Origin of the sequence: Tunicatimonas pelagia, from assembly GCF_030506325.1 — a bacterium.
Taxonomy (GTDB): Bacteria; Bacteroidota; Bacteroidia; order Cytophagales; family Cyclobacteriaceae; genus Tunicatimonas; species Tunicatimonas pelagia.
Genome location: NZ_CP120683.1, coordinates 3,104,472 through 3,127,751 on the forward strand (window position 1 = coordinate 3,104,472; position 23,280 = coordinate 3,127,751).

Genomic DNA, 23,280 nt, shown 5'->3' on the forward strand with positions numbered 1-23,280 from the left:
AATCATTACTCATTCATCATTATGCTATTGTCCCAGACTAAAGATTTTTACCTGAGATTCTTTAATGGGGTGGGATAGTGTAACTTCAAAGCGACCGTTTTCCCACTCTTCAATCGTGATGAACTCGTCGCTGTCATCAGTTTCAAATTCCCAGTAATAAAAGAAAGATTCGTTATCAGGTGAGATTTTCCCATCGGGGAAATAGGAAGCTTCGCTGGAAACTTCGTAATAATAGGTTTTTCCTTCAAACTCAAATTCGCCGTCACCATTTTCATCCATCGTATCTAAATCGCTTCGGTTCACAGGTATGTCACGCAGCTTTAGTTTGCGGGTCGCTAATGTTACATCTAGTCCGTCATCATACTCCAGCGTAATCCAAACTTTACCTTTGGCGGCTTCCCCTTCTAGCTCATACCACTCATCATTTTGCCCGGCGCGATATACGCCACGAGAAAGGATGCTTACATCAAACTCCTCCATTAGCGGGCCAACATTCATCAAGTGAATTAGTCCACCCGGGCGAACATTCTCTAGGTGTAATTCCTGAGAAGAATTATCTTGCCCATTCTCTAACTTTTTATCTTTTTTATTTTTCTGCCAGAAGTACACAGCTATTCCAATTAGAACCAATGAAAAAATTATGACGGCGTTCATATCCATAAAAACCGGCGGGTGGGGACTACTCTCCTAATTGTTTGTTTTCAGTAATTCCCATGCGGGCTTTCAGTTCTTTCAGCTTATCGGAACCACCACCGCTACCAATGGCCTTGTCAATTTCATCATCTAGTGATTTAGGAGCGGCGGCAATCTCACCGTACGATTCAGCTAATGATTCTTCTTCTTCCACTTTAGCTTTCATACGCTCAAGCATGGCTACTGTGCTGGAAGAGTCGATACCTGCTAGCTGCTTGTTTAGCTTTTTAGTAGCGGTACTCACTTTAGCCCGGGCTTTTAGGGTTTTAATCTCATTTTCCCAGGTAGAAATCTGTCCCTTCAGGTCGTTTACTTTGGCTTCCAAATTCGCCGTCATATTATCGTACTTCTGTACTTCCGCCTGGGTTTGCGTAAACTGACGCTCGGCTTGCTCTTTTCGGCTCAGAGCTTCAGTGGCTAATCGGTCGGCATCACTAGGGTCAATTTGTCCTTGCTCGGCCCGCTGAAGCAATAGCATCGCTTTCTTTTCGTAATCGGTCGATTGCTGCTGATAATTCTTCATGTCGCGCCGAGTGCGGATTGATAATGCCTTTACCTCAGCTAAACTTTCTAATGCTTTATTTAGGTCACCCTTTAAATCACGAATTGCTTGTTCGCTCATTTTTACCGGATCTTCTATTTTATCAATAGCAGAATGGGCCTGGGCTTCGCCTACTTTAAATATTCTTCTGAAAATGCTCATAGTTACAGTATGTTATGTCAAGTATTTTTATTACGAATAAAAGTTTTGTGGTATTAGAGTGCTAAGCACTATAGTACTCTAACACTAATCAGGAGGCAAATTTTATAAAGTCTTCAGCGTACTCGGCCATCATTAGGCCAATGGCGTTGATAGAACTTTCCAATTCGTTCTTGTCCATGTTCTCTAATTGCAGAGTATCGCGAAAAATCACTTTATTTTCATCGTTAAGCACCAAAGCCCCGTGTACTAGCGAGCGGTTAATTTGCAGCAAATACTTGAGAGTAGACGCATCGCTATCATCTTTCAAGTCAAAAACGTATTGTTCCAGAATCAAAATATCCTCTTCGCAGTCCAAAATCAGGTGACTGATACCCCGATCTTCATCAGTAATTACCACCAAACCTTCAGCGGCATCTTCTGACTGGAGCTCAAATCCTAAGTCAAATAGAAAGTTTTTTACCTTATCAAAGTGTGCAACCATAATAGTTAATGGGTTAGTTTAGAAATGTAGTGAATATACTATATAGCGTATGTTGCTGAGTAAAGTTATAACTTCGCACGTATTCTACAAGCTGATTATCTATTTGGTATGAAACTCTTTGTAAACGACACTCCGGTTATCTTCGCTTCAGTGCAGAATTTATCAGACACATCTTATGATTACACATTTAACGCCCTAGCCAATAATATTGTTGAGGCCAAGCTAAAAGAAGATGTACTGGTGCATTATGCCAACCCTACTTACATTAAAAATGCCTTAGATTACTTTAGCAAGAAGAAGGTAAAGAACCTAGATAGCATCACTTTTGCCGTGGCGGATTTAGAAGAAACTGTAGCAATGGTAAAAGATCAGTTTAAAATCGTGCAGGCAGGAGGAGGAGTTGTTCGTAAAGAAGATAGGGTTCTACTGATTTTCCGGCTGAGCAAATGGGATTTGCCTAAAGGTAAACTAGAGAAGGGTGAATCGCCTACAGAGGGAGCGTTACGGGAAGTAGAAGAAGAATGTAGCGTGAAGGTAGAGCTTAAAAATGAAGTCTGTCAAACTTGGCACACCTATACTCGCAACAAGAAAAAATATCTAAAACAAACCTACTGGTTCGCCATGGACTGCCTGGATGATAGTCAGCTTCAGCCCCAAACCGAAGAAGACATTGAAGAAGTACGTTGGATGAACACTTCTGAAGTGCATCAGGCTCTGTACGATTCTTATTTTTCTATCCGGTACGTAATGCGGCAGTACTACCAGCAACTGGAAAATCAAAGCTCGTAGGGCAAAAAAGCGTTTACGTCGCCCCCGTAGCGATGCACTTCCCGAATAATTGATGAGTTGATGTGAGCGTAAGCTGGTGAGGTAATTAAAAAAACCGTCTCCAGTTGAGTATTTAAATAGCGGTTTACTTGGGAGATACTATTCTCGTACTCAAAATCGGTAGTATTGCGTAGCCCACGTAATAGATAGTTAGCCTGGTATTGTTTGGCTAACTCAGCGGTTAGTTCATCGTAGGTAATTACCTCAATGCGGTTTTCACCCTGAAAGGTTTGCTGAATATGGCCGAGCATCGTTTCTATCGGAATGTAGCGGCGCTTCTTGCTATTGTGCCCTACGCTAACTACAATCTTATCAAATAACGATAATCCGCGTCGCACAATATCTTCATGCCCTAAGGTGAACGGATCGAATGAGCCAGGAAAGAGAGCAACTCGTTCCATACTAGTTACGGGGTAAGGTAAAGGCTGTATAGATCAAAGTACTGATGGTCAGGAGCTTCGTCAAACATGTGAGAGAAAGTCAGAAAATCAGGTTTCGTTCCCAGCGTAAGCTGACGAATGTAACGATACAGAGCGGCGTACTCATCAGATTTTAGCGGGATATTGCCCCAAACCACTACCTTAGTATCATTTTGGTCTAGCGATAACTTCTGAAAGGCAGTTAAGGTATATTTTACTACATCGTCCGGACTCTGGTAGGCAAAATTATTGTAGAAAACCACGTTGCCATTGTCAATCACCAGCACAGTCAGGGCTCCTTGGTCAATGTGAAGGTGCATAACCGGGTAGTGAGAACCCGATGGCATCTGCCGAATACCTTCTATAAAAACGCTGCCCTGGTACTTTAGTGGAATATCCTGCGAAGGATAGGTACTCTTAATCCGATCAACTAGCCCTTTATTCGCTCCAAACACCATAGCTGCCTCAGCTTGCTCATGCATTTGGTACGATATTGAGTAGTTCTCCTCAGGAAGAGCGACCGCCAGCTTAAGATAATGCCCCGGATTTTCTGGTGAAAAATACGAACGAGGGACTAAGGTAAAGTACGGACTCTTTACAGCCAATTTTACACTTTTCCAGTAGCCAGCCATCAAAAGTTGATGCTCTTCAATAATGGTGCGGTACGCTCCGGTTAATTCTTCTAATGTGTCGGAGAAAGAATAATCCTCAAGTAACAGGCAGCGTTGCTGATCGGTATCTACTACGCAAAACTGAAAGTTATGCGTTCCGGCTAGCAATAGCAGGGCATACTGATCAAGGCGATCTACACTAAACTGAGGATCTTTGATTCTTCGTACTAGCGTATAGTTTCCGGTAGAGTGAGCCAAATTTAATAATCGTCGATCAGCAGTTATTCCCAGTTACCCCCGGTAGTTACTTCGGTGCGCGAACCTACCCGCAAAGGGCCTTTAATGCTTTCTTCGCCCCGGCGTTCCGGATTAACCGGTGCAATATCTACCACTTCAAAAACATCTACTTCTACATTGTTGCGGGATATTTTATCCGCGAACAGCTCAAATTTTTGTCCCGAATGTGGTATAGAAGCGATATTTTCTATTTTAAAACTATTGTAGATAGGAGTATGGTATAGGGTGTCCCGAACGGGAATGCTTCCTAAAGTATCTATCTCAATAGTAGTTTCTTCTGCTCCGTAGTCTAGCAAGGTGGTAATTTCGCGGCGTTGCACAATGTATAATTCACCAGTATCTAAAAAGCTAATTAATTTGTTCCAGTCGCTAGTATATTGCCCGTTTGCCTCTTTATACAGCAATTGAGCGTCACGGATATACTTCAATTTGTCAATCACCTGAGCTTCAATAGCAGCAATACGTTCCTCTTCTTCAATACTATATTTAATACGGTCAAATAGATAATAAGCGATTCCTATTGCAATTGCCAGAAAGACAAAAGTTAGAATTTTAGTTAGGCTCATAGGTTAGCAATTTAGTATTATGATATAAAAATTCAGTAACTACTTTAGATACAACAGCTCGCTAATTTCGTGTTTTATTATCAAATTTGAAATACCCCCGCAAAGATAGTAGCTCTTTAGGGAACTGATAGTGGCGAATTAACTGATGAAACTGGTTTTTTCCTTTAATTATTTCGCTTCTGATCTCTTGAGGAGAGGTAAAACCTACCTTCTGAATTAGCTGCTCATCAGAATTTAGTTCCGGATCGATCCCTATTCGCGGAACATCTGCCGATACTTCAGCCGAAAAAAATAGCTCAACAGCGTGTAATGGTGGCTCTACGTGTTCGTAAACGAATAAAAATTGTGATTTCTCGACCGCCAACCCAGTTTCTTCCTTCACTTCCCGGTGCATTGCTTGCTCGGCTGTTTCGCCAAATTGAACGCCGCCCCCCGGTGGGGCAACAAAATGTTGGTTATCTTTCAGTCCCCGATGCCAGACTAGCAGAATTTCATCACCACGAAAGCAGAGTGCACAAACCCGCACCCGCACTTGGTGACCAAACTGCTCGTAAACTTTGTGATTCCACTCCGGCATAGTAGCACTAAAGTTGCCTTATTCTACTCTAACAAGGTGTAAAACACTTTAGCTACAATGCTATCTGGTTCAGCTACAATCTCCTCTAGCCGTCTGCCCAATTGGGTACGAAGTGGCTGAATCCTAAATTCAGTTACTATGTTCGGAGCCTCATTTATTATGTTTTGCGTATACTGAGTCATCAATATCTGATACGATGATTCCGTAGGCGGAACCGAAAACACACCATTCCGAGGGGCAGTATCCATTTGCAATCCTACGGGAAAACGAACCAGTCTCTGGCTAATGACCGCGGAGTCTATGATTAGTGAAAAATCATCTTCAAAAGCGAAAGCCGCTATGCGGTCAGGCACGGCCAGCCCTTCTTCTCGAGGGGTTGCTCCTATATAAATCTCTACCCGATTAACCCGAAACAGCTGGTCGGTGTTGGCTCGTAGCGTATCGATGAAGTTTATAATCGGCTGAATGCTCAGCGTAGGTACCAATCCAGTACCTGAATGTAAATAAAATCCGCTGTCGGGTGCCATCATCCGTTGGTTTACCGACGTTATCCCAGCTAGTGGCGTACCCGAACGGTCGGCAGCAATATTGTTAAAGGCATTTTCCGCGTTAAAAGTATACACTGATGATACAGCCTCGTCATTACCACTAAAATAGAGTGCTAATCGTAACCGAGCGGGATCAAATCCGGTAATTATACTATTTCCAGCAAGCGAAGTCATAGCAATTCCGGGAAAATACTCCCGAAAAGCACTATCGCTAGTTAAGGCAGCAGCATCAGTTTGAGCCAAGTCAAATAACTCTTGACCAAACGCATTATCCAACCGAACCCTTAGTGTATCAGCTACACTATCAGCTTTGGGATTAGGAATAAAGTTAAGTTCGGCCAGAGCAACTGGGCTGAAGGGAATTTCATCAGTGCGGTAGAAAGGAGTGCGCGCCAACGTATCGAGTAGTGGATAAATACCAATGCGCTGATCTGTAGTCTGATTTATATCGCCGTAAAAGTAATCGTTTACCAGTATCAGAACTAGCGAGTCGTACCTGTCCTCTGCTTCCACTTCTGCACGGGTATCTACGCCGAGTTCGGCAAACGTTGTTGCTTGCGTTTCGCCAAAAATCTCGCTTCGATACGTACCCGCTAAAAAGCGGTAAGAATCATCGTTAGGCAGTCGATTGGTGGCAACTGAATCTAACTGTACCAAGGAGTAACTAAGAGGAATTTCTTTAAAGAGAAGGCTTAAGGCTTGGTCGCCGGGTTCTTGAGGTAAACTGAGTATTTCTTCACTTTCACACGAAAAAAGAAAGGGGGTGAGCCAAAATAGCCACCCCAGTTTTTTTCTAACTAACAAGTTCATTATAAAGGTTGTAGTAGGAGTCCAATAAATCATCGCCCTGCTCAATAGTGTCAATTTTCTTTTCTTTATTAAACTCATCGAAAAGCTGAACTAAATCTTCGCTGTATTCTTCTTCAGCCTTAATTACGGCATCAGAATACTGCACTCCGATTTTGATGAAGCCTTCGTAGTCGGCTGATTGAAGATTTGCTAACATACTATCTTCAATATCCATCATTTTCACCTTTTCAATGAGGTCAGTATTGAATTTGTGTTCAAACTTGTTGTTGTAAACGGTAAAAACGGTTTTGGTAGTATGAAATAGCGGATCGTTTTTGTACGTAGTTTTCAGATACATCGGAATAAGGCTGGTCATCCAGTCGTTACAATGCACAATATCGGGGGCCCAACCTAATTTCTTCACCGTTTCAATTACTCCCTTGCAGAAGAAAATGGCTCGTTCGTCATTATCAGCGTGGAATCGGTTTTGCTTATCAAAGAACACGGACTTGCGGTGGAAGTAGTCCTCGTTATCAATAAAATAAACTTGTAACTTAGCATTGGGAATAGATGCCACTTTAATGGTTAGTGGTTTCTCTTCGTCGCCTACGGCAATATTAATTCCCGATAAGCGTACTACTTCATGCAATCGATTCTTCCGCTCATTGATCAGCCCGAAGCGAGGCACCAATATCCGGATTTCCATTCCTCGCTCCTGCATACCTTGCGGCAACTTCCGCACGAAATCGGCCACTTCAGAAGTCTGTAAAAAAGGATTAATCTCACTAGCTACATAAAGGATACGGAGTTTCGACATATTTTCGTGGATTTTTAAATGTAAGTGGAATGCAAACACAAAAGTACGAAATTATTAGCATATTTCCACTTTTTCCCCCATTTAGGCGTTAATTAGCCTCTTTAAGTACATGATGTCCCCTACTAATGAAACTGCTGCAAGATGTAAGTTCTGTACGAAATTTCACCCAAAAGCAAACTGCTAAGCAAGAAATAGGGCTAGTACCCACTATGGGGGCACTACACCGCGGCCACCGGGCACTATTGGAAGCATCCTTGCAGAATAACGATCTGACTATATGCAGTATTTACGTGAATCCAACGCAGTTTAATAACCCAGATGATCTGGATAAATATCCCCGCACTCTTGAGCACGACTTGAAGTTTCTGGAAGAGGTTGGCTGCGATGCCGTATTTTGCCCACCTAACCAGGTAATGTACCCTAAAAAAGAGCAGCAGTTGCTTCAATTAAGCTTCGGACATTTAGACAAGATACTGGAGGGGCAACACCGCCCAGGCCACTTCAGCGGAGTAGGATTGGTAGTGAGTAAACTGCTTAATATTGTGCAGCCACGGCGGGCTTATTTTGGGCAGAAGGATTTGCAGCAGTTAGCTATTATCCGTCAGATGGTGCGGGAGTTTTGTATTTCGGTAGAAATTATGTCGGTACCCATCGTTAGAGAAGCATCAGGATTAGCCCTTTCGTCGCGTAACCAGCGGTTAAGCTCAGAAGAAAAACAAGTTGCCACCCAGTTGTACCGCACATTACTTTTTGCTCAGCAGCAATACGAGATTGGTATCGATTTAACTACCATTAAACAACAAGTACTCGATCGGCTTAGTCGCGATACTGGTATTCGGGTAGAATATTTTGAGGTAGTACGAATAGATGACTTTCACTTGATTGAAGAAGCTGATAAAAGCGGAGCAATTGCTTTTTGCGTAGCAGCTTACGTGGGTGATGTACGACTGATTGATAATATAATTGTACCTCCGGCAAAATCTACACAGCAGGAACACTGATGAGGTTCTGCTCGTTAGAACAGTCGACCATTAGTAGGAGACTGAATAATGAACATTGAAGTTTTAAAATCGAAAATACATCGGGTAAAAATCACCCAGGCAGAGCTACACTACGTAGGTAGCATTACCATTGACGAAGATTTAATGGATGCCGCTAATTTTATCGAGGGTGAAAAAGTGCAAATTGTGAATGTAAACAATGGCGAACGCCTGGAGACGTACGTAATTCGAGGGGAGCGAGGCAGTGGTATGGTTTGTATGAATGGCCCCGCCGCCCGGAAGGTACAGGTGGGTGATATTGTAATTATTATTTCCTACGCTTCTATGCCCATTGAAGAAGCTAAACAGTTTCAGCCTACTATTATTTTCCCCGACCAGAACAATCGTCTGATTTACTAGTGAATGAAGGGTTCCCTGAATATTAGGAGTATTGCTAAGTACGTAGTATCGTTAGCGATTGCCGGAGGGTTGCTATACTTAGTATTTCGCAACGTAGATACTACTGCTATACTAAATAAGTTGCGGGAAGTACAGTATCAGTGGGTGATCTTGGCGGTCGTCATATTTATCGTTAGCCACATTGTTCGGGCTTACCGCTGGAATCTGATGCTGCAACCACTAGGCTACCAGCATCTTCGTACGTTCCGTACATTGCTGGCAGTACTTACGGCCTATTTTGCCAACCTTATTATTCCCCGAATGGGTGAGGTTACCCGCTGTGGTGTGCTCCGCCAATTAGATAAAGTACCGGTAACTACCTCACTAGGCACCGTGGTTGCCGAACGTCTGGTAGATTTATTATCCTTGTTTGCCCTAATGGCGTTACTGTTTCTTACAGAATTTGGTCGCCTCAGCGATTTTATTACCGGATTCTGGGAGGAGAAATTTAGTAACTTGGGTGAGCAGGTATTTGCTATCTACGTATTTACGGGTATCGCAACAGTTGGATTACTCACTGCTTTCTTTTTAGTCCGGGCTTTCTGGGATCGCTTGCAGCAAAACGCATTATTTCAAAAGACACAAACTTTACTGCGCGAAGTGCTCCGAGGAGTGACCAGTATCGGAAAAATTAAGAAGCAAGGGCAGTTTTGGCTGGCCACGGTTAGTATGTGGTTTATGTATTTCCTAGTATCGTATACCGTATTTTTCGCGATTCCGGAAACCAGCAATTTAGGAGCCAGTGCCGGACTAGCCGTATTAGTAATGGGCAGCTTGGGTATGGCGGCTCCGGTGCAGGGTGGTATTGGTACATTCCACGCTTTAGTAAGCGGAGTTTTACTACTCTACGGTATCGAGCAGGGCGATGGGGTGTTATTCGCTACCCTAATTCACGGGATGCAAACCCTCTCATTCATTGTTATGGGTGGTTTTGCGTTCTTTATGGTTTCAGTCTTATCTTCCCGTAAAATAAAGACCGCAACTACTTCCTGAAAGTAGAATTTTTTAAAGTAATTGCTTGTTTCTAATCAATAACCTTCACTGCTCCGTTTTCGTAGAAAATTAACAATGAGGTTAGTAACCACACTTATTTAACATACAAATAACATGTCTTTATACATTATATTATTTATAGGTGTCGGCATCCTGAGTTTTGCCGTCAGCCGACGATTGAAAAACAAATTCAGAAAGTATTCCCAGATTCGTTGGAATGCTGATTTAACTGGGCGAGAGATTGCCGAAAAGATGCTGCGGGATAATCGTATTCACGATGTAGAGGTTATCTCAGTACCAGGCAAATTAACGGATCATTATAACCCAGCTAATAAAACAGTAAACTTGAGTGAGGCGGTTTATCACGGTCGTTCAGCAGCCGCGGCAGCCGTTGCGGCTCACGAATGCGGTCACGCGGTGCAGCACGCCACGGCTTACAGTTTTCTGGAGTTTCGCTCCGCAATGGTACCAGTACAAAACGTAAGCGCCCGCATTCTAAATATGGTCGTACTATTTATGTTCTTCGGAGGAATGTTCATCTTCGGGATGGAAGGCGCTTTCCTTAATACTGCATTGCTGGTAATTATTGGTTGTTATACCGTAATTACGCTGTTCTCGCTGGTTACCTTACCGGTAGAATTTGATGCCAGTAAACGGGCCTTGGCTTGGATTCAGGCTCAAAATATTGCTTCTCCCGATGAATATGGTCAAGCGAAGGATGCCCTGAAGTGGGCCGCCATGACATATGTAGTAGCCGCTTTAGGCTCAATTGTGGGTCTGCTCTATTGGGTTTCTATTTACCTCGGAGGTCGTGACTAAGGTTTACTGACCATGACTGTTTATCATTAGCAAAATAATTGTAGCACCTTGACGCTGATCGGGGTGCTTTTTTTTATCTCAGTATGTCAGTATATTGCAAAATACTCGTCATGCATACTATTTTAGTTGAAAATTGACATTGGAAAATTGATAATGAATAATTAGTAATGACAAATGAGCAGCAAAGAGCTGAGAGCATGGTGTAGGGAGTAATAACCTCTATCGCCCCGCCCCAGGCTCACGGCTCCTTGTCATTGAGCAGTTGAACAATAGAATAATCGAGAAAGACATGAACTTTACACTAACGGAAGAACACATAGCAGTGCAGGAAGCAGCCCGGGAATTTGCTCAGAAAGAGTTATTGCCCGGCGTAATTGAACGAGACGAAGAGCAACGGTTTCCGAAAGAACAGATTAGGCAAATGGGGGAGTTAGGGTTTATGGGGATGATGGTTGATCCAAAACACGGTGGCGGAGGTATGGATACCAAATCTTACGTGCTGGCGATGGAAGAAATATCTAAGATAGATGCTTCGGCTTCCGTTTGTATGTCGGTGAATAACTCGTTGGTTTGTTGGGGTATTGAACAGTACGGCACCGAAGAGCAGAAAGAGAAATATCTTAGTCGTTTGGCCACCGGAGAAATTATCGGAGCGTTCTGTCTATCCGAACCTGAGGCCGGCTCCGACGCCACTTCTCAAAAGACGACAGCGATTGACCAAGGCGATCATTATCTGCTGAACGGTACCAAAAACTGGATAACAAACGGTAATAGCTCATCCGTCTATATTGTAATTGCCCAGACTGATTCGGAAAAGGGGCACCGAGGTATTAATGCTTTGATAGTAGAACGCGAATCGGAAGGTTTTGTCGTTGGTAAAAAGGAAAACAAAATGGGTATTCGGGCTTCCGATACGCACTCACTCATGTTTACTGATGTAAAAGTACCCAAGGCCAACCGAATTGGTGAAGATGGATTTGGGTTTAAATTTGCTATGTCGGTGCTAAACGGCGGACGCATCGGTATTGCCGCACAAGCCCTTGGCATTGCTTCGGGAGCGTATGAATTCGCGCTACAGTACGCTCAAGAACGCAAAGCATTCGGAAAAGAACTTGTACAACATCAAGGAATCCAGTTTAAGTTAGCCGATATGGCAACCCAAATTGAAGCGGCTCGCTTGTTATGCTTGCAAGCAGCAGACCTAAAAGACCAAGGGCTTCCCTATGCTAAGCAAAGCGCAATGGCCAAGTTATTTGCCTCGCAAGTAGCGATGGACGTAACCACTGAAGCGGTACAAGTACACGGGGGCTACGGCTATGTGAAAGAATACCATGTGGAACGATTGATGCGTGATGCTAAGATTACTCAGATTTACGAGGGGACTTCCGAAATTCAGAAGATTGTAATATCTCGAGAATTGATACAATAAGTAAGTTGTATGTAAGATTTCTGATGGAAATCGATAAAATTTGCATTTTCTTGAATAAGAATCCAAAAAATATTTGTAAAGTTACATAAGTTTTGTAATTTTGATTATCTTACATCTACCAGAGAAACGTATATATTCTACACAAATTTAGCGATTTAGACGAATGGAAGACTATAATAAGATAATTGAATCCCTCAACGTTCGATTTATCAAATCCAAAAATATCAGAATCTTACAACCGGTCAAGATTCAGAATTATTACGATGTTGAGAATTCTATCCTTATTTTGAACCGAGGTGAAATTCACTACGGGGAAGATGAAGATGTAGTATCAGACGAAAGTATTCTCTTCATTCCCGGTGGAAAAATGATGTCTGTCACCTACGGTTCGGGTGATCCAGTAAGTTTGTCAAACGACGACTTTATCAATAATAAAGAATTATACTTCCAATCGCTAGAGACAACTGACATCACCAAACTTGAGGTAGAGAATTTTAGCTTCATTAATTTTGAAGCAAAAGTTTTTGATTCGGTAAACTTCTTTGCTTCACTGGATATTCCTCCGTTTGAGATTAAAGATAATCCGAGGATCGTAGAGATTATCAAAGACATTACGGGCGAGAACAACTCGGAGACTCCAGGGAAAGATCGGATTATTAAGATTAGCACTGAGCGATTGGTAATTGAAATTGTTCGCCACATTCTGGAAACTCGAATGTTTGTGGAGCAGTTGGCCACCAATAGCACCTACTTTAAAGACCCTCGCTTGATCGATATTTTTGCTTACATTAAGAATAATATTGGGGGCGATTTGTCTAACAAGGTACTAGCCAATGTAGCTAACGTATCTGAAGATTACGTAGGTCAGTATTTCAAAATGTTGACGGGTATTAATCCGCAAGACTATATTGAATACCAACGAATGGAACACGCGGTTAATCTGCTACGCACCACCAAAAAGAGCATCCGCGAAATCGGTAAAGAAGTAGGGTACAAAGATACTGCTTACTTCTGCCGTCGGTTTAAGATGATGTTCGGTATTCCGGCCGGAAAAATGCGCCGTCGCGAATCTTTGATGAACGTCTAGAAAATCAAATTACTGTGTGAATTAATTTAAACCCCGAGCAAACCGGGGTTTTTTTATGACTTTTGGTGTACCGACCGTTGAAGGTAATCACTAAAATCGGGGGCTTGCCGTTGGTAATTGTCCGCTTCTTGCGCTGAGGAAAACAAAAAGTTAGCCGAAGCTCGGTTACAAGCAAACGGAATATCCCAAGTGACGGCAATCCGTAGCAGTGCTTTTACGTCAGGGTCATGGGGCTGCGGTTCCAACGGATCCCAGAAAAAGACCAGAAAATCAATTTCGCCCTCGGCAATCTTCGCTCCAATTTGCTGGTCGCCCCCTAGCGGACCGCTCAATAGCTTCTGTATTTGAAGGGCACCTACGTCCTTCGTTCCATTCTCTAGAAAATTGCCCGTAGTACCTGTCGCATACAGTCGGTAATTTACCATTAAATCAATGTGCTCCCGAACCCAGTCAAGCAGGTCAGGCTTTTTATTGTCGTGGGCTACCAGAGCCACGTTTTTTTTATTTTTCATCGGCCTACGGTATCTATTTAATCTATAATTCTTTCCAATTTTTGGTAAATCAGATTTACTTCTTCTTCTCGGTTCTCTACGCTGAACTTCAATCCTGCTAGTTCAGCACCTCTATACGATTTGCCTTCTACCCTTCTTATATTTTCAATTTTCTCATCCCACTCTTTAACAAACAAAAAGCCCTCAGCACAGATATTGTCTCCCTGAATATGGATTTTCATAAATTCTTGTCCATCGTTTTCAACGTATTCACTAAACCAATAGGATAGCGAAGTAAGACCATTTTCTTCTATTTGAGTAGCCAGTTCCTTCTTGTACTCTAAAGAGTTTGACGGAAATGTCGTAAATATTCTGTTCGTAGTATCGCAACCTGGCCTATCACAAGAATAAAACACTGCGGTAATAAGACTAAGTATTATGATTTTTTGATTCATCTTTTCCTTTTTTACGCGCTTAATAGCGGGAATAACTAAAAACATAAATTCATTCTTTTAAAGTAATCAGAAATGGTAGGGAGCGAATAATAGACTGAAACTCAAACCTGCTCTGCTATTTCACCTTAATTTTACCTCCTTGCCGAACTACTACATTAGAGCCATCAGCAATAAATACTGAATCAGGTTTACGCTCAAGATACGGAACAAAGGCTGAACCATAAAGGGCTTTAGTGTGATAATGTGCCTCAAAATCAGTTACCGGAAAATACGACCAAGCCGGATGTTCCACTCCGTACTCTAACGTAGTTTTTTTACTGTACGCATTGTAGCCCCAGTAGTGTTGAGCAATAAACTCTTCAATAGAATTCGGTGCTAATGGCTTTGTTGTTGGCTGAGCTGTTGCCATTATAAAATTACGGGTTCCACCTTTCTTCCAGGTATACTCAACACTTAGCTCATCTTTTTGATGGTCAATCCAATATTGGGTTGGGGCGTAGGTGTAGTGTTCCCGATACACCAGATTCGCCACCCAGGCGATAGCAGGTTTAGGCACAATCTCACTAATAAAAGATGTACCTCTCCGCCAACCTTGCTGGCTGCGGTAGCGGACATAAAAGCGCAGGTTCACTTCAGTGAAATTCCGATGAAAGGGTACCGGAATACCTAACAACTTAGTATCCAGAAATCGGAAGCCCACAATACTTACGTATGTTTTGCCCTGAAAATAGTCTAGCTCGGTGGCTTGGGGAACGTAGGGTTTTAGTACCGATGGATCTACTGCGTAGTTGGCCATTAGTAGATACTTCCACCGGGCGGTTAAAAAAGCGGATTTAGGTGAACCTGATTTCATAGGGTGTTAACCTGTCAAAAAAATCAATGTTTTACTTTCACTTGCTCTAGCGCAGAGAAGCCTGCTAAAGCCGCTTCGTAATCGCGCAGTCGCACTGATAGGTAGTAGTAACAAATTTCGGTAAAAGCCTGATCGATAATAGTCAGGGAGTAGTGGTCAATAATTTTCATTACAGCACTAGTAGCCGCATAATCAAATTCGACACTAATCGTTCGTTCTACGTATTTTTCTAAAATAACACTGTTACTCAGCGCATCGGCGGCAGCGGTTTTGTACGCATTTATTAGCCCAGCTACACCTAGCTTAGTTCCACCAAAATACCGAACAACTACTACCAATACATCCAGCAATCGATACGACCGAATCTGCCCCAAAATAGGATCTCCCGCTGAATGGGGAGGCTCGCCATCGTCACTGGCGCGGTAGGTCTCTTCTTGTCCTGGTTGTGGTTTCAGCACAAAAGCGTAGCAGTGATGCCGAGCTGTATGGTGAAGTTTCTTCAAGTCAGCTAAGTGTTGCTGCACCTCAGTTTCTGAACTGACTGAATAGGCATACGCCAGAAATTTACTTCCCTTCTCTCGATAAGAACCTTCGGATTTGTCTGATAGCGAAAAGTAATGGTCAGGCATTTTTTTAACCGATAAACAGCAAACGGAGGTTCATAATTACGATTTCACCTCAGCAGATGCATGATAATGGAATTCATAAAATAGCAAAATATTTCGTGAAGCATTCATTCTGCTTATGGCACTTGCGGTGCGTACCGGATGGGTAAAACTCACACAAAAATTACTATGTAGGAAACACGCTCAAAAGTCTTTGTCCTGGCAGCATATTCTTTCTAGTATTAACGAACGGCTTTACTACAAATTTTTATGGAGTCAGGATCAGCGTCAAAATGGTCAGACAAGTTCAGGTTATCTACCCTGAGAGGGCGTATTACCGGATTAGTTGTATTTCTTTTGCTAATCATGCTAGCCTTCTCGCTAACTATGTGGCAGCAAAGTAAGCAAGTGGAAGGTGCCATGAGGCATGTGCTGGATACCCGAATGTACATTCGAGATCAGTTAGATGCCATTGCTGCCCAAGCAAATGGGCAAGTATCGGAAGCGCGAGGTAGTGTAATCCGGCATAGTGAACTGACTAAAGACAAAAATGGGCAATTTCCGCAGGAGATTGCTATCTGGGCATCCTTCCAGCAACTTGACAGCCTGGAGAGTTATTTGTCTGACAGTGTTGATCTGACCGAACTAGAGATAAGCATAAATAAGTTTAATCAGGATTTTTATGTGGCTGATAGTCTGTGGCAAGCCACGTTGGAGGCGCAAAAAAACACTGCAATTCGTTTGAATAAAACTGATCCTGCCCAAACGCATTATCGTGTCGCTAGTGCCGAAGAGCAAAACTACTCACTGCCTTCCGATACCGTAGCAGAGCTGACCATAGAGGCGGAAGAGGCTTACATGCAAGGTGCCTTTTTAAACTACACTCACGCCAACTACCGAGGAAAGGGGTACGCAGATTATACTAACAAAGATCAGGATGTAGTAGAATGGAAATTTGAGACCGAGTGGAGTGGTACTCATCTAATTTCGTTTAGGTATGCCAACGGTGGAAAAAGTGATCGCCCTCTTCGTATTGAATTAGATAGCCTATTGTTAGATTCAGCCCTGTCTTTTCCCGTAACTGAGCGAGGGGCTTGGACGCAGTGGGTATTTACTGAGACTATTCCTGTGTCGCTCAATGCAGGAGGGCATACGTTGCACGCGACAGCAATTGGCAGCAGTGGAGCAAATATTGATTTCGTAAAGATTGTTACCCCGGCCCCGTACGCCGACTCGTCGCTTCTTAACAACACTGTTTACCACAAGGGGGTAATGGATGAAGAAGCCTTGGCTGAGTTTATGCAACAGGTAGCTGGACAGCAAGATGCTGCCAATACCATGAACGCTATTGCTGACATACTTAGGAATGCTGGAGTGAAATTGCGGCGAGCCATCAGCTCAATACGTGCACAAAACGAAAGCCTACTAGCATCGGATATGGCTCAGTTGCAAGACACCCTCTATCAGGCAACGCTCTTTAACTTCGGTATGTTAGTAGCGGTAATCTTGTTAGCTGCTTTTGCCACATCCTACGTACTCAAATCAATGAAAAATTCCATCGCAAAGCCTACGCAGTTCATCTATCAGTTAGCAGAAGGAAAAGTCAACGACAATTTGGTAGAAACGAAAGATGAGTTAAATGAGGTAGTGCAAGCGGGGAACCTGCTGGGTCAACAACTGCGAAAAGCTCGGGACTTCGCTATTCAGGTGGGAGATGGACAGTTAGACCAACCCTTTGAACCAGCTAGCGAACAAGACATGCTAGGAAATGCCTTACTGCAAATGCGGACTAAGCTAGTCGAGATGGCCGAAGAAGAAAAAAACCGTCACTGGATGAATGAAGGCATTACGAAGTTTTCGGAACTAGTACGCGCTAAATACGAGGATAAGCAAGAATTCGCGGTCAAGTTGGTATCAGAAGTAGTTAAGTATGTAGGTGCCAATCAAGGGGGGCTATTTATCCGAGAGCAAGGAGAGGGAGAGGGAGATGAAGTACTTGTACTGCAAGGCTGTTATGCTTACGAACGAAGAAAGTTTATAGAAAAAGATGTGATACCTGGTGAAGGGCTACTCGGACAAGCGTACCTAGAAGGAGAAACAACCTACTTAACCGAAATTCCGGATAAGTATATCACCATCCGATCAGGGCTTGGTCAATCCGACCCTAATGCTATTCTGATAGTTCCACTTACATCTAATGAGCAATTAACCGGAGTGCTAGAGCTAGCTACTTTTCGAGAGTTTACTCCCCACGCGATTGAGCTGGTAGAGAAAGTTGCAGAAATTATAGGAGCCCATATTGCCAATTTAGAAGCTAATGAACGTACCCAGCAGTTGCTGAAGTCAACGCAGGAACAAGCTGAAGAACTCCGATCTCAGGAGGAAGAAATGCGGCAAAATATGGAAGAGATGAAGGCCATTCAGGAGCAAATGCACCGCGACCAGCAGGAGGAACAACAGGCGGTGAGCACTGACGAAGCGAAACAAACCTAGCGAAGCGATACGAAAGCTGCCCCCAAGTGCTCAATAATATCCGAAGCAATCAGTGATTCCTGAGCACGTTTTTCTGCGGCCAGATCACCTGCCAAACCGTGGAGATATACTCCGAGTAAGGCGGCTGAGAGCGAGTCATACTTTTGGGCGATGAGGGCGGTGAGAATTCCAGTAAGCACATCGCCACTGCCCCCGGTAGCCATTCCGGGATTTCCACTGCTATTGAAATAAACTGAGCCTTTGGGAGTACCAATTGCAGTATGAGCGCCTTTTAGGGTGGTGTACACGTGGTATTTTTGGCAAAAGTCCCGCAATAAATCTAATCGATGAAAATCGTTCTGAGCTTTTTCGGTAAGTCGTTCAAATTCTTTAGGGTGCGGAGTTAGGATGGAGTTTTCAGGGATGAGTTCTAGCAATTCGCGGTTTTTTCCGCAAATATTCAAAGCATCGGCATCCAGTACTATTCGCATTCCCCGATCGTTAGCTGTTTTTAGCATCGCTTCCAGTCCTTGTACGGTCTCTTCTTCGGTACCCAAACCGGGGCCAATCCCAATGACATCGTAATTCTCCAAACTAGTAGCACCTTGCTGGGGTAAACTGCTGAAATACTCTTGGTGCCTGTCTACCGTAACCATAGCTTCGGGCACTGAGATTTGCATGATTTCGTAGCCACAACGCGGTACGTGCACGGTAAGTAAACCCACTCCGCTTCGAGCGCAGGCTCGGCTGCACAGTACAGCAGCTCCCATTTTCCCGTAGCTCCCGCTAATCAGTAGCGTTTTGCCGTAGTTGCCTTTATGAGAATGTACCTTTCGCTCCCGACGAAGTTCCTTCATCCAATCGTGAGTAAGGTAATGATACTGTGTATCGATTTCTTGTAAAAATTTAGTATCTAACCTAATATCCACGGTCACCCAACTGCCTACGTATACTTCGTTTTGGGGCAGGAGAAACGCCAGTTTGGGTAATTGGAAAGTGTAGGTGAAGTCCGCCTGAATAACCGGATCATTTTCATTGACCGAAGAATCAGCGTACAAACCCGACGGAATATCGACCGCTACTACCGTACAACCACTTTCATTAATAGCTTCTACTGTTTGGGCGTACAAGCCTTCCAAAGCCCGGTTCAATCCAGAGCCAAACATCGCATCGATGATGATACTCAAATTGGGTAGACTCGGCAACTGCGCTTCATCGGTTACCCGATGTACGGAAGGATGATCGGCCAACCGCTTTAGATTAGTCTCAAAATCGTCTGAACCAGCTTTACTACCGATGATAAAAACCGAAACATCGTACTGCTGCGCCAGAAGCATTCGGGCAATTGCCAGTCCATCGCCTCCGTTATTACCTAAGCCACAAAAAATATAGACCGGGCAATTATGCTCCGGAAACTGCTGCACAAAACGTTGGGTAAATTGATGGGAAGCTCGTTTCATTAAGTCAATAGAAGCAATGGGTTCGCGCTGAATCGTCGCCGCATCAGCCTGCCGAGTCTGAGAAGCCGTGAGTATTTTCATCGATCAGAGGTTAGATGTTTGCCGTTTACCTGAATAGACTATTTTTGCCAAACAAAGTTTTGACCGAATGTCGGAAGAGAGAAGCCCGAAGTCGGAAGCAATGACAGATAATAATTTTTCAATTTGTAATTTTCAATCTATATCATGCCTAAAAAAATCATTCAAACCTCGGAAGCCCCCGCACCTATTGGACCCTACAATCAGGCTATACTGGTTGGGGATACGCTGTATGCTTCGGGGCAGATCGCTATTGATGTTGCATCGGGAGAACTGCTGACCGATAACATTACGCAGGAAACCCACCAAGTGATGAAAAACCTAGAAGCTGTTCTTCGTCAGGCGGATATGCAGTTTTTAAATGTAGTTAAGTGCAGTATTTTTGTTCGGGATATGGGGCAGTTTGCTACCATCAACGAAGCCTACGGACAGTACTTTCAGGCTGACCCGCCCGCTCGGGAAACAGTTGAAGTGAGTGGCTTACCCAAAGATGTAAACGTAGAGATTTCTTGCATTGCGGTAAAATAATATGCAGTTACTTCCGGCGGAGAGTGAAACTCTGGTACTACCGTACTCGGGAAAGGAGGTTTTTGAGCGAATCCGGCAAGTAACCCGCCCACTGGAACCTTACCTCCCTCTTTCGGTGCAGGAAGAAGATTTTCGGTTTAATGGAGTGGTAGAAACGGATGAGTTTCGGCTCTCGCGAAAGATTACTCGCCCTAATAGCTTTTTACCGATCATCATCGGGAAAGTGGCTCCTACTTCTAAGGGTTGCTTGGTCTTTCTATCGTACAAACTGTTTTCATCTACTTTACTATTTATCGGCTTCTGGTCGGTGCTCACGCTGCTAATTTCACTCTACTTTTTTTTCTACGAGAAACTCTACGGCTACGGCAGCATTGCTATCGTAATCGGGATTTTCAATTACGTGATTGCATTGCTCAATTTTCAGAAGCAGGTAAAGATTAGCCGCCAGTTGATTAAACATACGTTACAAGTAGGAACGTGACGGTTCACCGTGCGATTACTGGCGCGGCCACCGTCATGTCTCTACGAATATTAAATTACCTCAAAATACCGTTTTACTTCCCAGTCGGTGACGGTCTGGGCATACTGTCGCCATTCCCACTCACGGGTACGGACAAAGTGATCGACAAAATCTACTCCGAAGAGTTCTTCGGCCAATTCGGAGGTTTTCATCGCTTGGGAAGCTTCCCATAAATTGCGGGGCAGCACTCCGTACTGATCATCTTCGTAGCCGTTTCCTACCGTTTTGGGCTGATCGAGCTTCAGCTTGTTTTTAATACCGTATAAACCACTGGCCAAAGCGGCAGCTAATGCTAAATAGGGATTTACATCCGAACCCGGAACCCGGGTTTCTAATCGGGTAGATTTTTTACCTCCAGCTAACACCCGCAAGGCAGTCGTCCGATTATCGGTTCCCCAAGTAAGCGTAGTGGGAGCCCAGGCTCCTTCCACCAATCGTTTGTAGCTGTTGATAGTAGGAGCGTACATCGGTAGAATATGCGGTAAACAATGCAACTGTCCGGCTACGTAACTTTGCATCACTGATGACATAGCATTTTCAGCAGATTCATCGTAGAACAGATTATTTTGCTGGTGGCTATCCCAGAGGCTTTGGTGGATATGACCGCTACAACCGGGCAGTTGTTGATTGGGTTTAGCCATAAACGTGGCCATAATGCCGTGCTGGTAGGCAATCTCCTTTGCTCCCGTTTTGAAAAGTACCGCTCGATCGGCCGCTTCCAGAATATCGCCGTACAGAATAGCTGCTTCGTACACTCCCGGTCCGGTTTCGGTATGCAAACCTTCTAGTGGTACATCAAATTGGAGCAGCAAATCAAACAAATCATTAAAAAACGGGCTATTCAGCGAGCTACGCAGCAGCGAGTAGCCAAACATACCGGGCGTAAGTGGCTCAATGTTAGTAAATGACTTCTCCTTCAGCGTTTCGGGCGTTTCGGCAAAATTAAACCACTCAAACTCCTGAGAGAACTGCGGAACATATCCGGCATCAAGGGCTTCCTGTTTAACTTTTTTTAGCAAACTACGCGGACAAACAGCTAAGCCTTCACCCGACTCATTAACAAAATCACCCAGAAAAAACGGCAGGTTTTCCTCCCAGGGAATCTGACGAAAGGTATTGATGTCTAGCTGAGCATCAGCATCAGGGTAGCCGGTGTGCCAACCTGTGTATTTGGCATTATCATAAGCCGTATCTACCGCATCCCAACCGAATACCACATTGCAAAAGCCAAAGCCCCCATCCAGAACAGACATAAACTTATCTTTATGTACTACTTTTCCCCGCAAAATGCCGTCAATATCAGTGATAGCAAGTTTTACTTTGTGAGCCGGATGGTCGTTGACTGCCTGTTTGATTTCTTTCTGTGTCATAAAAGTAGCGTGAGTATTGATGTGTTGTAGTACTAAAGGTTTTGAGTTTGACATTTACTGTACCTAGAACCATGAATACCTAAGCACTACAATACAATAACACCTTAACACCTTTTTGTTCAGGAGTGGACTCAAACTGTCCGATAGCGAACATATCACCTAGCCAAAAAACGCGATTAACGCCATTTTAGGTTATTTTTTGCTTTGGCACAGCAGTTGAAATATACTATTGCAAAGACGTAAAATTTTACGTATCAACATTTACCCAAAAATTTAAATAACCATGACAACGCAAATTAATATCCCCAACACTTTACTTATTGACACTGAGTTCGCAGCTATTCCTTATTCTAAAGCTACCTTAGAGCTAAACGAGCAATTAGGAATACGAAGAAACACCACTCCTTTCTCAGGTATGGAAACCGGTAAATTTCGCAGACTCTTCAACCGACATACTACTGCTTTCCGACGACGCTAGTAGCTAAAATCAACTATCGGGGTCTAAAGAAGTATCCGTAGCAGCGGAATCTATACTGATTGCTACGGGTACTTTCGCTACTTCCGACGGTTTCTTCTTCTCGAAGACTCTATCTAGAATATAGATTGCTACCCCTATCAGGAAATACGCAAATCCCCCGGCGACAGCGTACCAAGGGGCATTAGTCCATTCGGCCACTAAAGAAATGAGTATTGATACGATTGCTACACCGGCCTGAATAAAGTACTGAAACATCGTTTTAGATGATTTCCACCGTTCCCAATCGGTAAGAGAGAGAACTTCTTTTTGGCGGTTAGCGTGGCGATAAAGCAGGGCAAAGGCCAACATTAGTGAAAAATAACCCGCACTGTAAATAATCATAATGGTAGGTAGTGTCTCCCAGCTAGATACCGAAGTTACTAACGCATAATAAGCCTCCCGGTCAAAATCAATTCCAAGGAGTATAAGTAGTCCGTAGCCCAAGTAGCGTAGTATAAAACTGATGACAAATTTGAGCGGATAGACATAGAATAAGACCACCAGCAATAGAAAAGTGTTGAGCACAACTGTGCGCTTATCCTTTAAGTTAAATCTCAGAAAATACAAATAGTGCTGATACCATATGGCAATGAGAACGATAGTGCTAGCCGCAAAGGCCAGAATATCGCCCGTAAAGCTAATCAGTTCTTCACTCGTTTCCGGAATTTTTGATGAGATCAATAATAAAGTAATAGCCAGAGCAAAGACCCCATCGCTAAGCTGCTCTAAGCGGGAAGAGCCTTCCCCACGTTGCTGATAGATACTTGTTGATGGTGATGTTATTGCCCCTTTCTTCAGTTGCGATCTTATTCTCATGTGCTATCTTCTAAGCTGA

Annotated in this window: 27 protein-coding genes; 11 read left to right on the plus strand and 16 right to left on the minus strand. The window is 43.6% G+C overall.

Features of this window, described 5'->3' with window-relative positions; genetic code table 11:
- Window positions 1-24: 24 nt before the first annotated feature.
- The 3 genes from P0M28_RS13225 to P0M28_RS13235 all read right to left on the minus strand — a co-directional run bounded on the left by P0M28_RS13225 (window position 25) and on the right by P0M28_RS13235 (window position 1,877).
- Window positions 25-660 (minus strand): DUF4178 domain-containing protein, encoded by a 636-nt coding sequence (locus tag P0M28_RS13225; RefSeq protein WP_302210383.1) that lies wholly within the window; start codon window positions 658-660, stop codon window positions 25-27.
- Between the two features lie 19 nt (window positions 661-679).
- A complete protein-coding gene (locus tag P0M28_RS13230; RefSeq protein ID WP_302210384.1) occupies window positions 680-1,396 on the minus strand; it encodes a PspA/IM30 family protein in 717 nt (238 codons plus the stop codon).
- An 88-nt stretch (window positions 1,397-1,484) separates the two neighbouring features.
- Complete coding sequence (locus P0M28_RS13235) at window positions 1,485-1,877, minus strand: YbjN domain-containing protein (RefSeq protein WP_302210385.1); 393 nt, start codon at window positions 1,875-1,877, stop codon at window positions 1,485-1,487.
- 108 nt (window positions 1,878-1,985) lie between these two features.
- Between P0M28_RS13235 and P0M28_RS13240 the strand changes: the two genes are divergently transcribed.
- Window positions 1,986-2,666, plus strand: coding sequence for an NUDIX hydrolase (locus P0M28_RS13240; RefSeq protein ID WP_302210386.1), 681 nt, complete (start codon window positions 1,986-1,988; stop codon window positions 2,664-2,666).
- Here P0M28_RS13240 and coaD read toward each other — a convergent pair.
- The 6 genes from coaD to P0M28_RS13270 form a co-directional block, all read right to left on the minus strand.
- Window positions 2,654-3,106, minus strand: coding sequence for a pantetheine-phosphate adenylyltransferase (gene coaD / locus P0M28_RS13245; protein WP_302210387.1), 453 nt, complete (start codon window positions 3,104-3,106; stop codon window positions 2,654-2,656). The two genes, P0M28_RS13240 and coaD, sit on opposite strands and share 13 nt — an antisense overlap.
- Window positions 3,107-3,111: 5 nt before the next feature.
- Entirely contained in the window at window positions 3,112-3,993 is an 882-nt protein-coding gene (locus P0M28_RS13250; protein WP_302210388.1) for a DUF3822 family protein, read from the minus strand.
- A gap of 23 nt (window positions 3,994-4,016) precedes the next feature.
- On the minus strand, window positions 4,017-4,598 hold the full coding sequence (locus tag P0M28_RS13255; protein ID WP_302210389.1) for a hypothetical protein: 582 nt from the start codon (window positions 4,596-4,598) through the stop codon (window positions 4,017-4,019).
- 61 nt (window positions 4,599-4,659) lie between these two features.
- Complete coding sequence (locus P0M28_RS13260) at window positions 4,660-5,175, minus strand: NUDIX domain-containing protein (protein WP_302210390.1); 516 nt, start codon at window positions 5,173-5,175, stop codon at window positions 4,660-4,662.
- A gap of 23 nt (window positions 5,176-5,198) precedes the next feature.
- Entirely contained in the window at window positions 5,199-6,533 is a 1,335-nt protein-coding gene (locus P0M28_RS13265) for a DUF4270 family protein (RefSeq protein ID WP_302210391.1), read from the minus strand.
- Entirely contained in the window at window positions 6,517-7,329 is an 813-nt protein-coding gene (locus P0M28_RS13270) for a glycogen/starch synthase (protein WP_302210392.1), read from the minus strand. The genes P0M28_RS13265 and P0M28_RS13270 overlap by 17 nt, the downstream gene beginning before the upstream one ends.
- Before the next feature lie 125 nt (window positions 7,330-7,454).
- On the opposite strand from P0M28_RS13270, the gene panC reads away from it, so the two are divergent.
- From panC to P0M28_RS13300, 6 genes are all read left to right on the plus strand, one after another.
- On the plus strand, window positions 7,455-8,330 hold the full coding sequence (gene panC, locus P0M28_RS13275; RefSeq protein ID WP_302210393.1) for a pantoate--beta-alanine ligase: 876 nt from the start codon (window positions 7,455-7,457) through the stop codon (window positions 8,328-8,330).
- Between the two features lie 48 nt (window positions 8,331-8,378).
- Window positions 8,379-8,729, plus strand: coding sequence for an aspartate 1-decarboxylase (panD, locus tag P0M28_RS13280; protein WP_302210394.1), 351 nt, complete (start codon window positions 8,379-8,381; stop codon window positions 8,727-8,729).
- Window positions 8,730-8,732: 3 nt separating this feature from the next.
- On the plus strand, window positions 8,733-9,761 hold the full coding sequence (locus tag P0M28_RS13285) for a lysylphosphatidylglycerol synthase transmembrane domain-containing protein (RefSeq protein WP_302210395.1): 1,029 nt from the start codon (window positions 8,733-8,735) through the stop codon (window positions 9,759-9,761).
- 114 nt (window positions 9,762-9,875) lie between these two features.
- Entirely contained in the window at window positions 9,876-10,580 is a 705-nt protein-coding gene (locus tag P0M28_RS13290) for a zinc metallopeptidase (RefSeq protein WP_302210396.1), read from the plus strand.
- Between the two features lie 289 nt (window positions 10,581-10,869).
- Window positions 10,870-12,009 carry an acyl-CoA dehydrogenase gene (locus P0M28_RS13295; RefSeq protein WP_302210397.1) on the plus strand — a complete coding sequence of 380 codons (1,140 nt, stop codon included), beginning with the start codon at window positions 10,870-10,872 and terminating at the stop codon, window positions 12,007-12,009.
- A gap of 163 nt (window positions 12,010-12,172) precedes the next feature.
- Window positions 12,173-13,096, plus strand: a complete 924-nt coding sequence (locus P0M28_RS13300) for a helix-turn-helix domain-containing protein (RefSeq protein WP_302210398.1) — start codon at window positions 12,173-12,175, stop codon at window positions 13,094-13,096.
- Window positions 13,097-13,149: 53 nt separating this feature from the next.
- On the opposite strand, the gene P0M28_RS13305 is transcribed toward P0M28_RS13300, so the two are convergent.
- The 4 genes from P0M28_RS13305 to P0M28_RS13320 form a co-directional block, all read right to left on the minus strand.
- Window positions 13,150-13,608, minus strand: coding sequence for a methylglyoxal synthase (locus P0M28_RS13305; protein WP_302210399.1), 459 nt, complete (start codon window positions 13,606-13,608; stop codon window positions 13,150-13,152).
- 17 nt (window positions 13,609-13,625) lie between these two features.
- Complete coding sequence (locus P0M28_RS13310) at window positions 13,626-14,087, minus strand: hypothetical protein (RefSeq protein WP_302210400.1); 462 nt, start codon at window positions 14,085-14,087, stop codon at window positions 13,626-13,628.
- Window positions 14,088-14,157: 70 nt separating this feature from the next.
- A complete protein-coding gene (locus P0M28_RS13315) occupies window positions 14,158-14,895 on the minus strand; it encodes a YqjF family protein (RefSeq protein ID WP_302210401.1) in 738 nt (245 codons plus the stop codon).
- A gap of 23 nt (window positions 14,896-14,918) precedes the next feature.
- Window positions 14,919-15,524 carry an IMPACT family protein gene (locus P0M28_RS13320; protein ID WP_302210402.1) on the minus strand — a complete coding sequence of 202 codons (606 nt, stop codon included), beginning with the start codon at window positions 15,522-15,524 and terminating at the stop codon, window positions 14,919-14,921.
- A 342-nt stretch (window positions 15,525-15,866) separates the two neighbouring features.
- Here P0M28_RS13320 and P0M28_RS13325 point away from each other — a divergent pair, with 342 nt between their 5' ends.
- The gene (locus tag P0M28_RS13325; protein WP_302210403.1) at window positions 15,867-17,993 is read left to right on the plus strand and encodes a GAF domain-containing protein; all 2,127 of its coding nucleotides are present in this window, start codon (window positions 15,867-15,869) and stop codon (window positions 17,991-17,993) included.
- Here P0M28_RS13325 and P0M28_RS13330 read toward each other — a convergent pair.
- Entirely contained in the window at window positions 17,990-19,513 is a 1,524-nt protein-coding gene (locus P0M28_RS13330) for an NAD(P)H-hydrate dehydratase (RefSeq protein WP_302210404.1), read from the minus strand. The two genes, P0M28_RS13325 and P0M28_RS13330, sit on opposite strands and share 4 nt — an antisense overlap.
- A gap of 144 nt (window positions 19,514-19,657) precedes the next feature.
- Between P0M28_RS13330 and P0M28_RS13335 the strand changes: the two genes are divergently transcribed.
- Window positions 19,658-20,038, plus strand: a complete 381-nt coding sequence (locus tag P0M28_RS13335) for a Rid family detoxifying hydrolase (RefSeq protein WP_302210405.1) — start codon at window positions 19,658-19,660, stop codon at window positions 20,036-20,038.
- A 1-nt stretch (window position 20,039) separates the two neighbouring features.
- Window positions 20,040-20,519 carry a hypothetical protein gene (locus P0M28_RS13340; protein ID WP_302210406.1) on the plus strand — a complete coding sequence of 160 codons (480 nt, stop codon included), beginning with the start codon at window positions 20,040-20,042 and terminating at the stop codon, window positions 20,517-20,519.
- Between the two features lie 50 nt (window positions 20,520-20,569).
- Here the strand turns inward: P0M28_RS13340 and P0M28_RS13345 are convergent, their stop codons facing one another.
- Entirely contained in the window at window positions 20,570-21,928 is a 1,359-nt protein-coding gene (locus P0M28_RS13345) for a glutamine synthetase family protein (RefSeq protein WP_302210407.1), read from the minus strand.
- 283 nt (window positions 21,929-22,211) lie between these two features.
- Here P0M28_RS13345 and P0M28_RS13350 point away from each other — a divergent pair, with 283 nt between their 5' ends.
- Complete coding sequence (locus tag P0M28_RS13350) at window positions 22,212-22,406, plus strand: hypothetical protein (RefSeq protein WP_302210408.1); 195 nt, start codon at window positions 22,212-22,214, stop codon at window positions 22,404-22,406.
- 9 nt (window positions 22,407-22,415) lie between these two features.
- On the opposite strand, the gene P0M28_RS13355 is transcribed toward P0M28_RS13350, so the two are convergent.
- Window positions 22,416-23,261: a TMEM175 family protein gene (locus tag P0M28_RS13355; protein ID WP_302210409.1), complete on the minus strand. Its 846-nt coding sequence runs from the start codon at window positions 23,259-23,261 to the stop codon at window positions 22,416-22,418.
- Window positions 23,262-23,280 lie beyond the last annotated feature (19 nt).

Excerpts from the sequence above, each read along its gene's own strand:
- P0M28_RS13225 (WP_302210383.1), bottom strand. The coding sequence starts at position 660 with ATGGATATGAACGCCGTCATAATTTTTTCATTGGTTCTAATTGGAATA.
- P0M28_RS13230 (WP_302210384.1), bottom strand. The coding sequence starts at position 1,396 with ATGAGCATTTTCAGAAGAATATTTAAAGTAGGCGAAGCCCAGGCCCAT.
- P0M28_RS13235 (WP_302210385.1), bottom strand. The coding sequence starts at position 1,877 with ATGGTTGCACACTTTGATAAGGTAAAAAACTTTCTATTTGACTTAGGA.
- P0M28_RS13240 (WP_302210386.1), top strand. The coding sequence starts at position 1,986 with ATGAAACTCTTTGTAAACGACACTCCGGTTATCTTCGCTTCAGTGCAG.
- coaD (WP_302210387.1), bottom strand. The coding sequence starts at position 3,106 with ATGGAACGAGTTGCTCTCTTTCCTGGCTCATTCGATCCGTTCACCTTA.
- P0M28_RS13255 (WP_302210389.1), bottom strand. The coding sequence starts at position 4,598 with ATGAGCCTAACTAAAATTCTAACTTTTGTCTTTCTGGCAATTGCAATA.
- P0M28_RS13260 (WP_302210390.1), bottom strand. The coding sequence starts at position 5,175 with ATGCCGGAGTGGAATCACAAAGTTTACGAGCAGTTTGGTCACCAAGTG.
- P0M28_RS13265 (WP_302210391.1), bottom strand. The coding sequence starts at position 6,533 with ATGAACTTGTTAGTTAGAAAAAAACTGGGGTGGCTATTTTGGCTCACC.
- P0M28_RS13270 (WP_302210392.1), bottom strand. The coding sequence starts at position 7,329 with ATGTCGAAACTCCGTATCCTTTATGTAGCTAGTGAGATTAATCCTTTT.
- panC (WP_302210393.1), top strand. The coding sequence starts at position 7,455 with ATGAAACTGCTGCAAGATGTAAGTTCTGTACGAAATTTCACCCAAAAG.
- panD (WP_302210394.1), top strand. The coding sequence starts at position 8,379 with ATGAACATTGAAGTTTTAAAATCGAAAATACATCGGGTAAAAATCACC.
- P0M28_RS13285 (WP_302210395.1), top strand. The coding sequence starts at position 8,733 with ATGAAGGGTTCCCTGAATATTAGGAGTATTGCTAAGTACGTAGTATCG.
- P0M28_RS13290 (WP_302210396.1), top strand. The coding sequence starts at position 9,876 with ATGTCTTTATACATTATATTATTTATAGGTGTCGGCATCCTGAGTTTT.
- P0M28_RS13295 (WP_302210397.1), top strand. The coding sequence starts at position 10,870 with ATGAACTTTACACTAACGGAAGAACACATAGCAGTGCAGGAAGCAGCC.
- P0M28_RS13300 (WP_302210398.1), top strand. The coding sequence starts at position 12,173 with ATGGAAGACTATAATAAGATAATTGAATCCCTCAACGTTCGATTTATC.
- P0M28_RS13305 (WP_302210399.1), bottom strand. The coding sequence starts at position 13,608 with ATGAAAAATAAAAAAAACGTGGCTCTGGTAGCCCACGACAATAAAAAG.
- P0M28_RS13310 (WP_302210400.1), bottom strand. The coding sequence starts at position 14,087 with ATGTTTTTAGTTATTCCCGCTATTAAGCGCGTAAAAAAGGAAAAGATG.
- P0M28_RS13315 (WP_302210401.1), bottom strand. The coding sequence starts at position 14,895 with ATGAAATCAGGTTCACCTAAATCCGCTTTTTTAACCGCCCGGTGGAAG.
- P0M28_RS13320 (WP_302210402.1), bottom strand. The coding sequence starts at position 15,524 with ATGCCTGACCATTACTTTTCGCTATCAGACAAATCCGAAGGTTCTTAT.
- P0M28_RS13325 (WP_302210403.1), top strand. The coding sequence starts at position 15,867 with ATGCTAGCCTTCTCGCTAACTATGTGGCAGCAAAGTAAGCAAGTGGAA.
- P0M28_RS13330 (WP_302210404.1), bottom strand. The coding sequence starts at position 19,513 with ATGAAAATACTCACGGCTTCTCAGACTCGGCAGGCTGATGCGGCGACG.
- P0M28_RS13335 (WP_302210405.1), top strand. The coding sequence starts at position 19,658 with ATGCCTAAAAAAATCATTCAAACCTCGGAAGCCCCCGCACCTATTGGA.
- P0M28_RS13340 (WP_302210406.1), top strand. The coding sequence starts at position 20,040 with ATGCAGTTACTTCCGGCGGAGAGTGAAACTCTGGTACTACCGTACTCG.
- P0M28_RS13345 (WP_302210407.1), bottom strand. The coding sequence starts at position 21,928 with ATGACACAGAAAGAAATCAAACAGGCAGTCAACGACCATCCGGCTCAC.
- P0M28_RS13350 (WP_302210408.1), top strand. The coding sequence starts at position 22,212 with ATGACAACGCAAATTAATATCCCCAACACTTTACTTATTGACACTGAG.
- P0M28_RS13355 (WP_302210409.1), bottom strand. The coding sequence starts at position 23,261 with ATGAGAATAAGATCGCAACTGAAGAAAGGGGCAATAACATCACCATCA.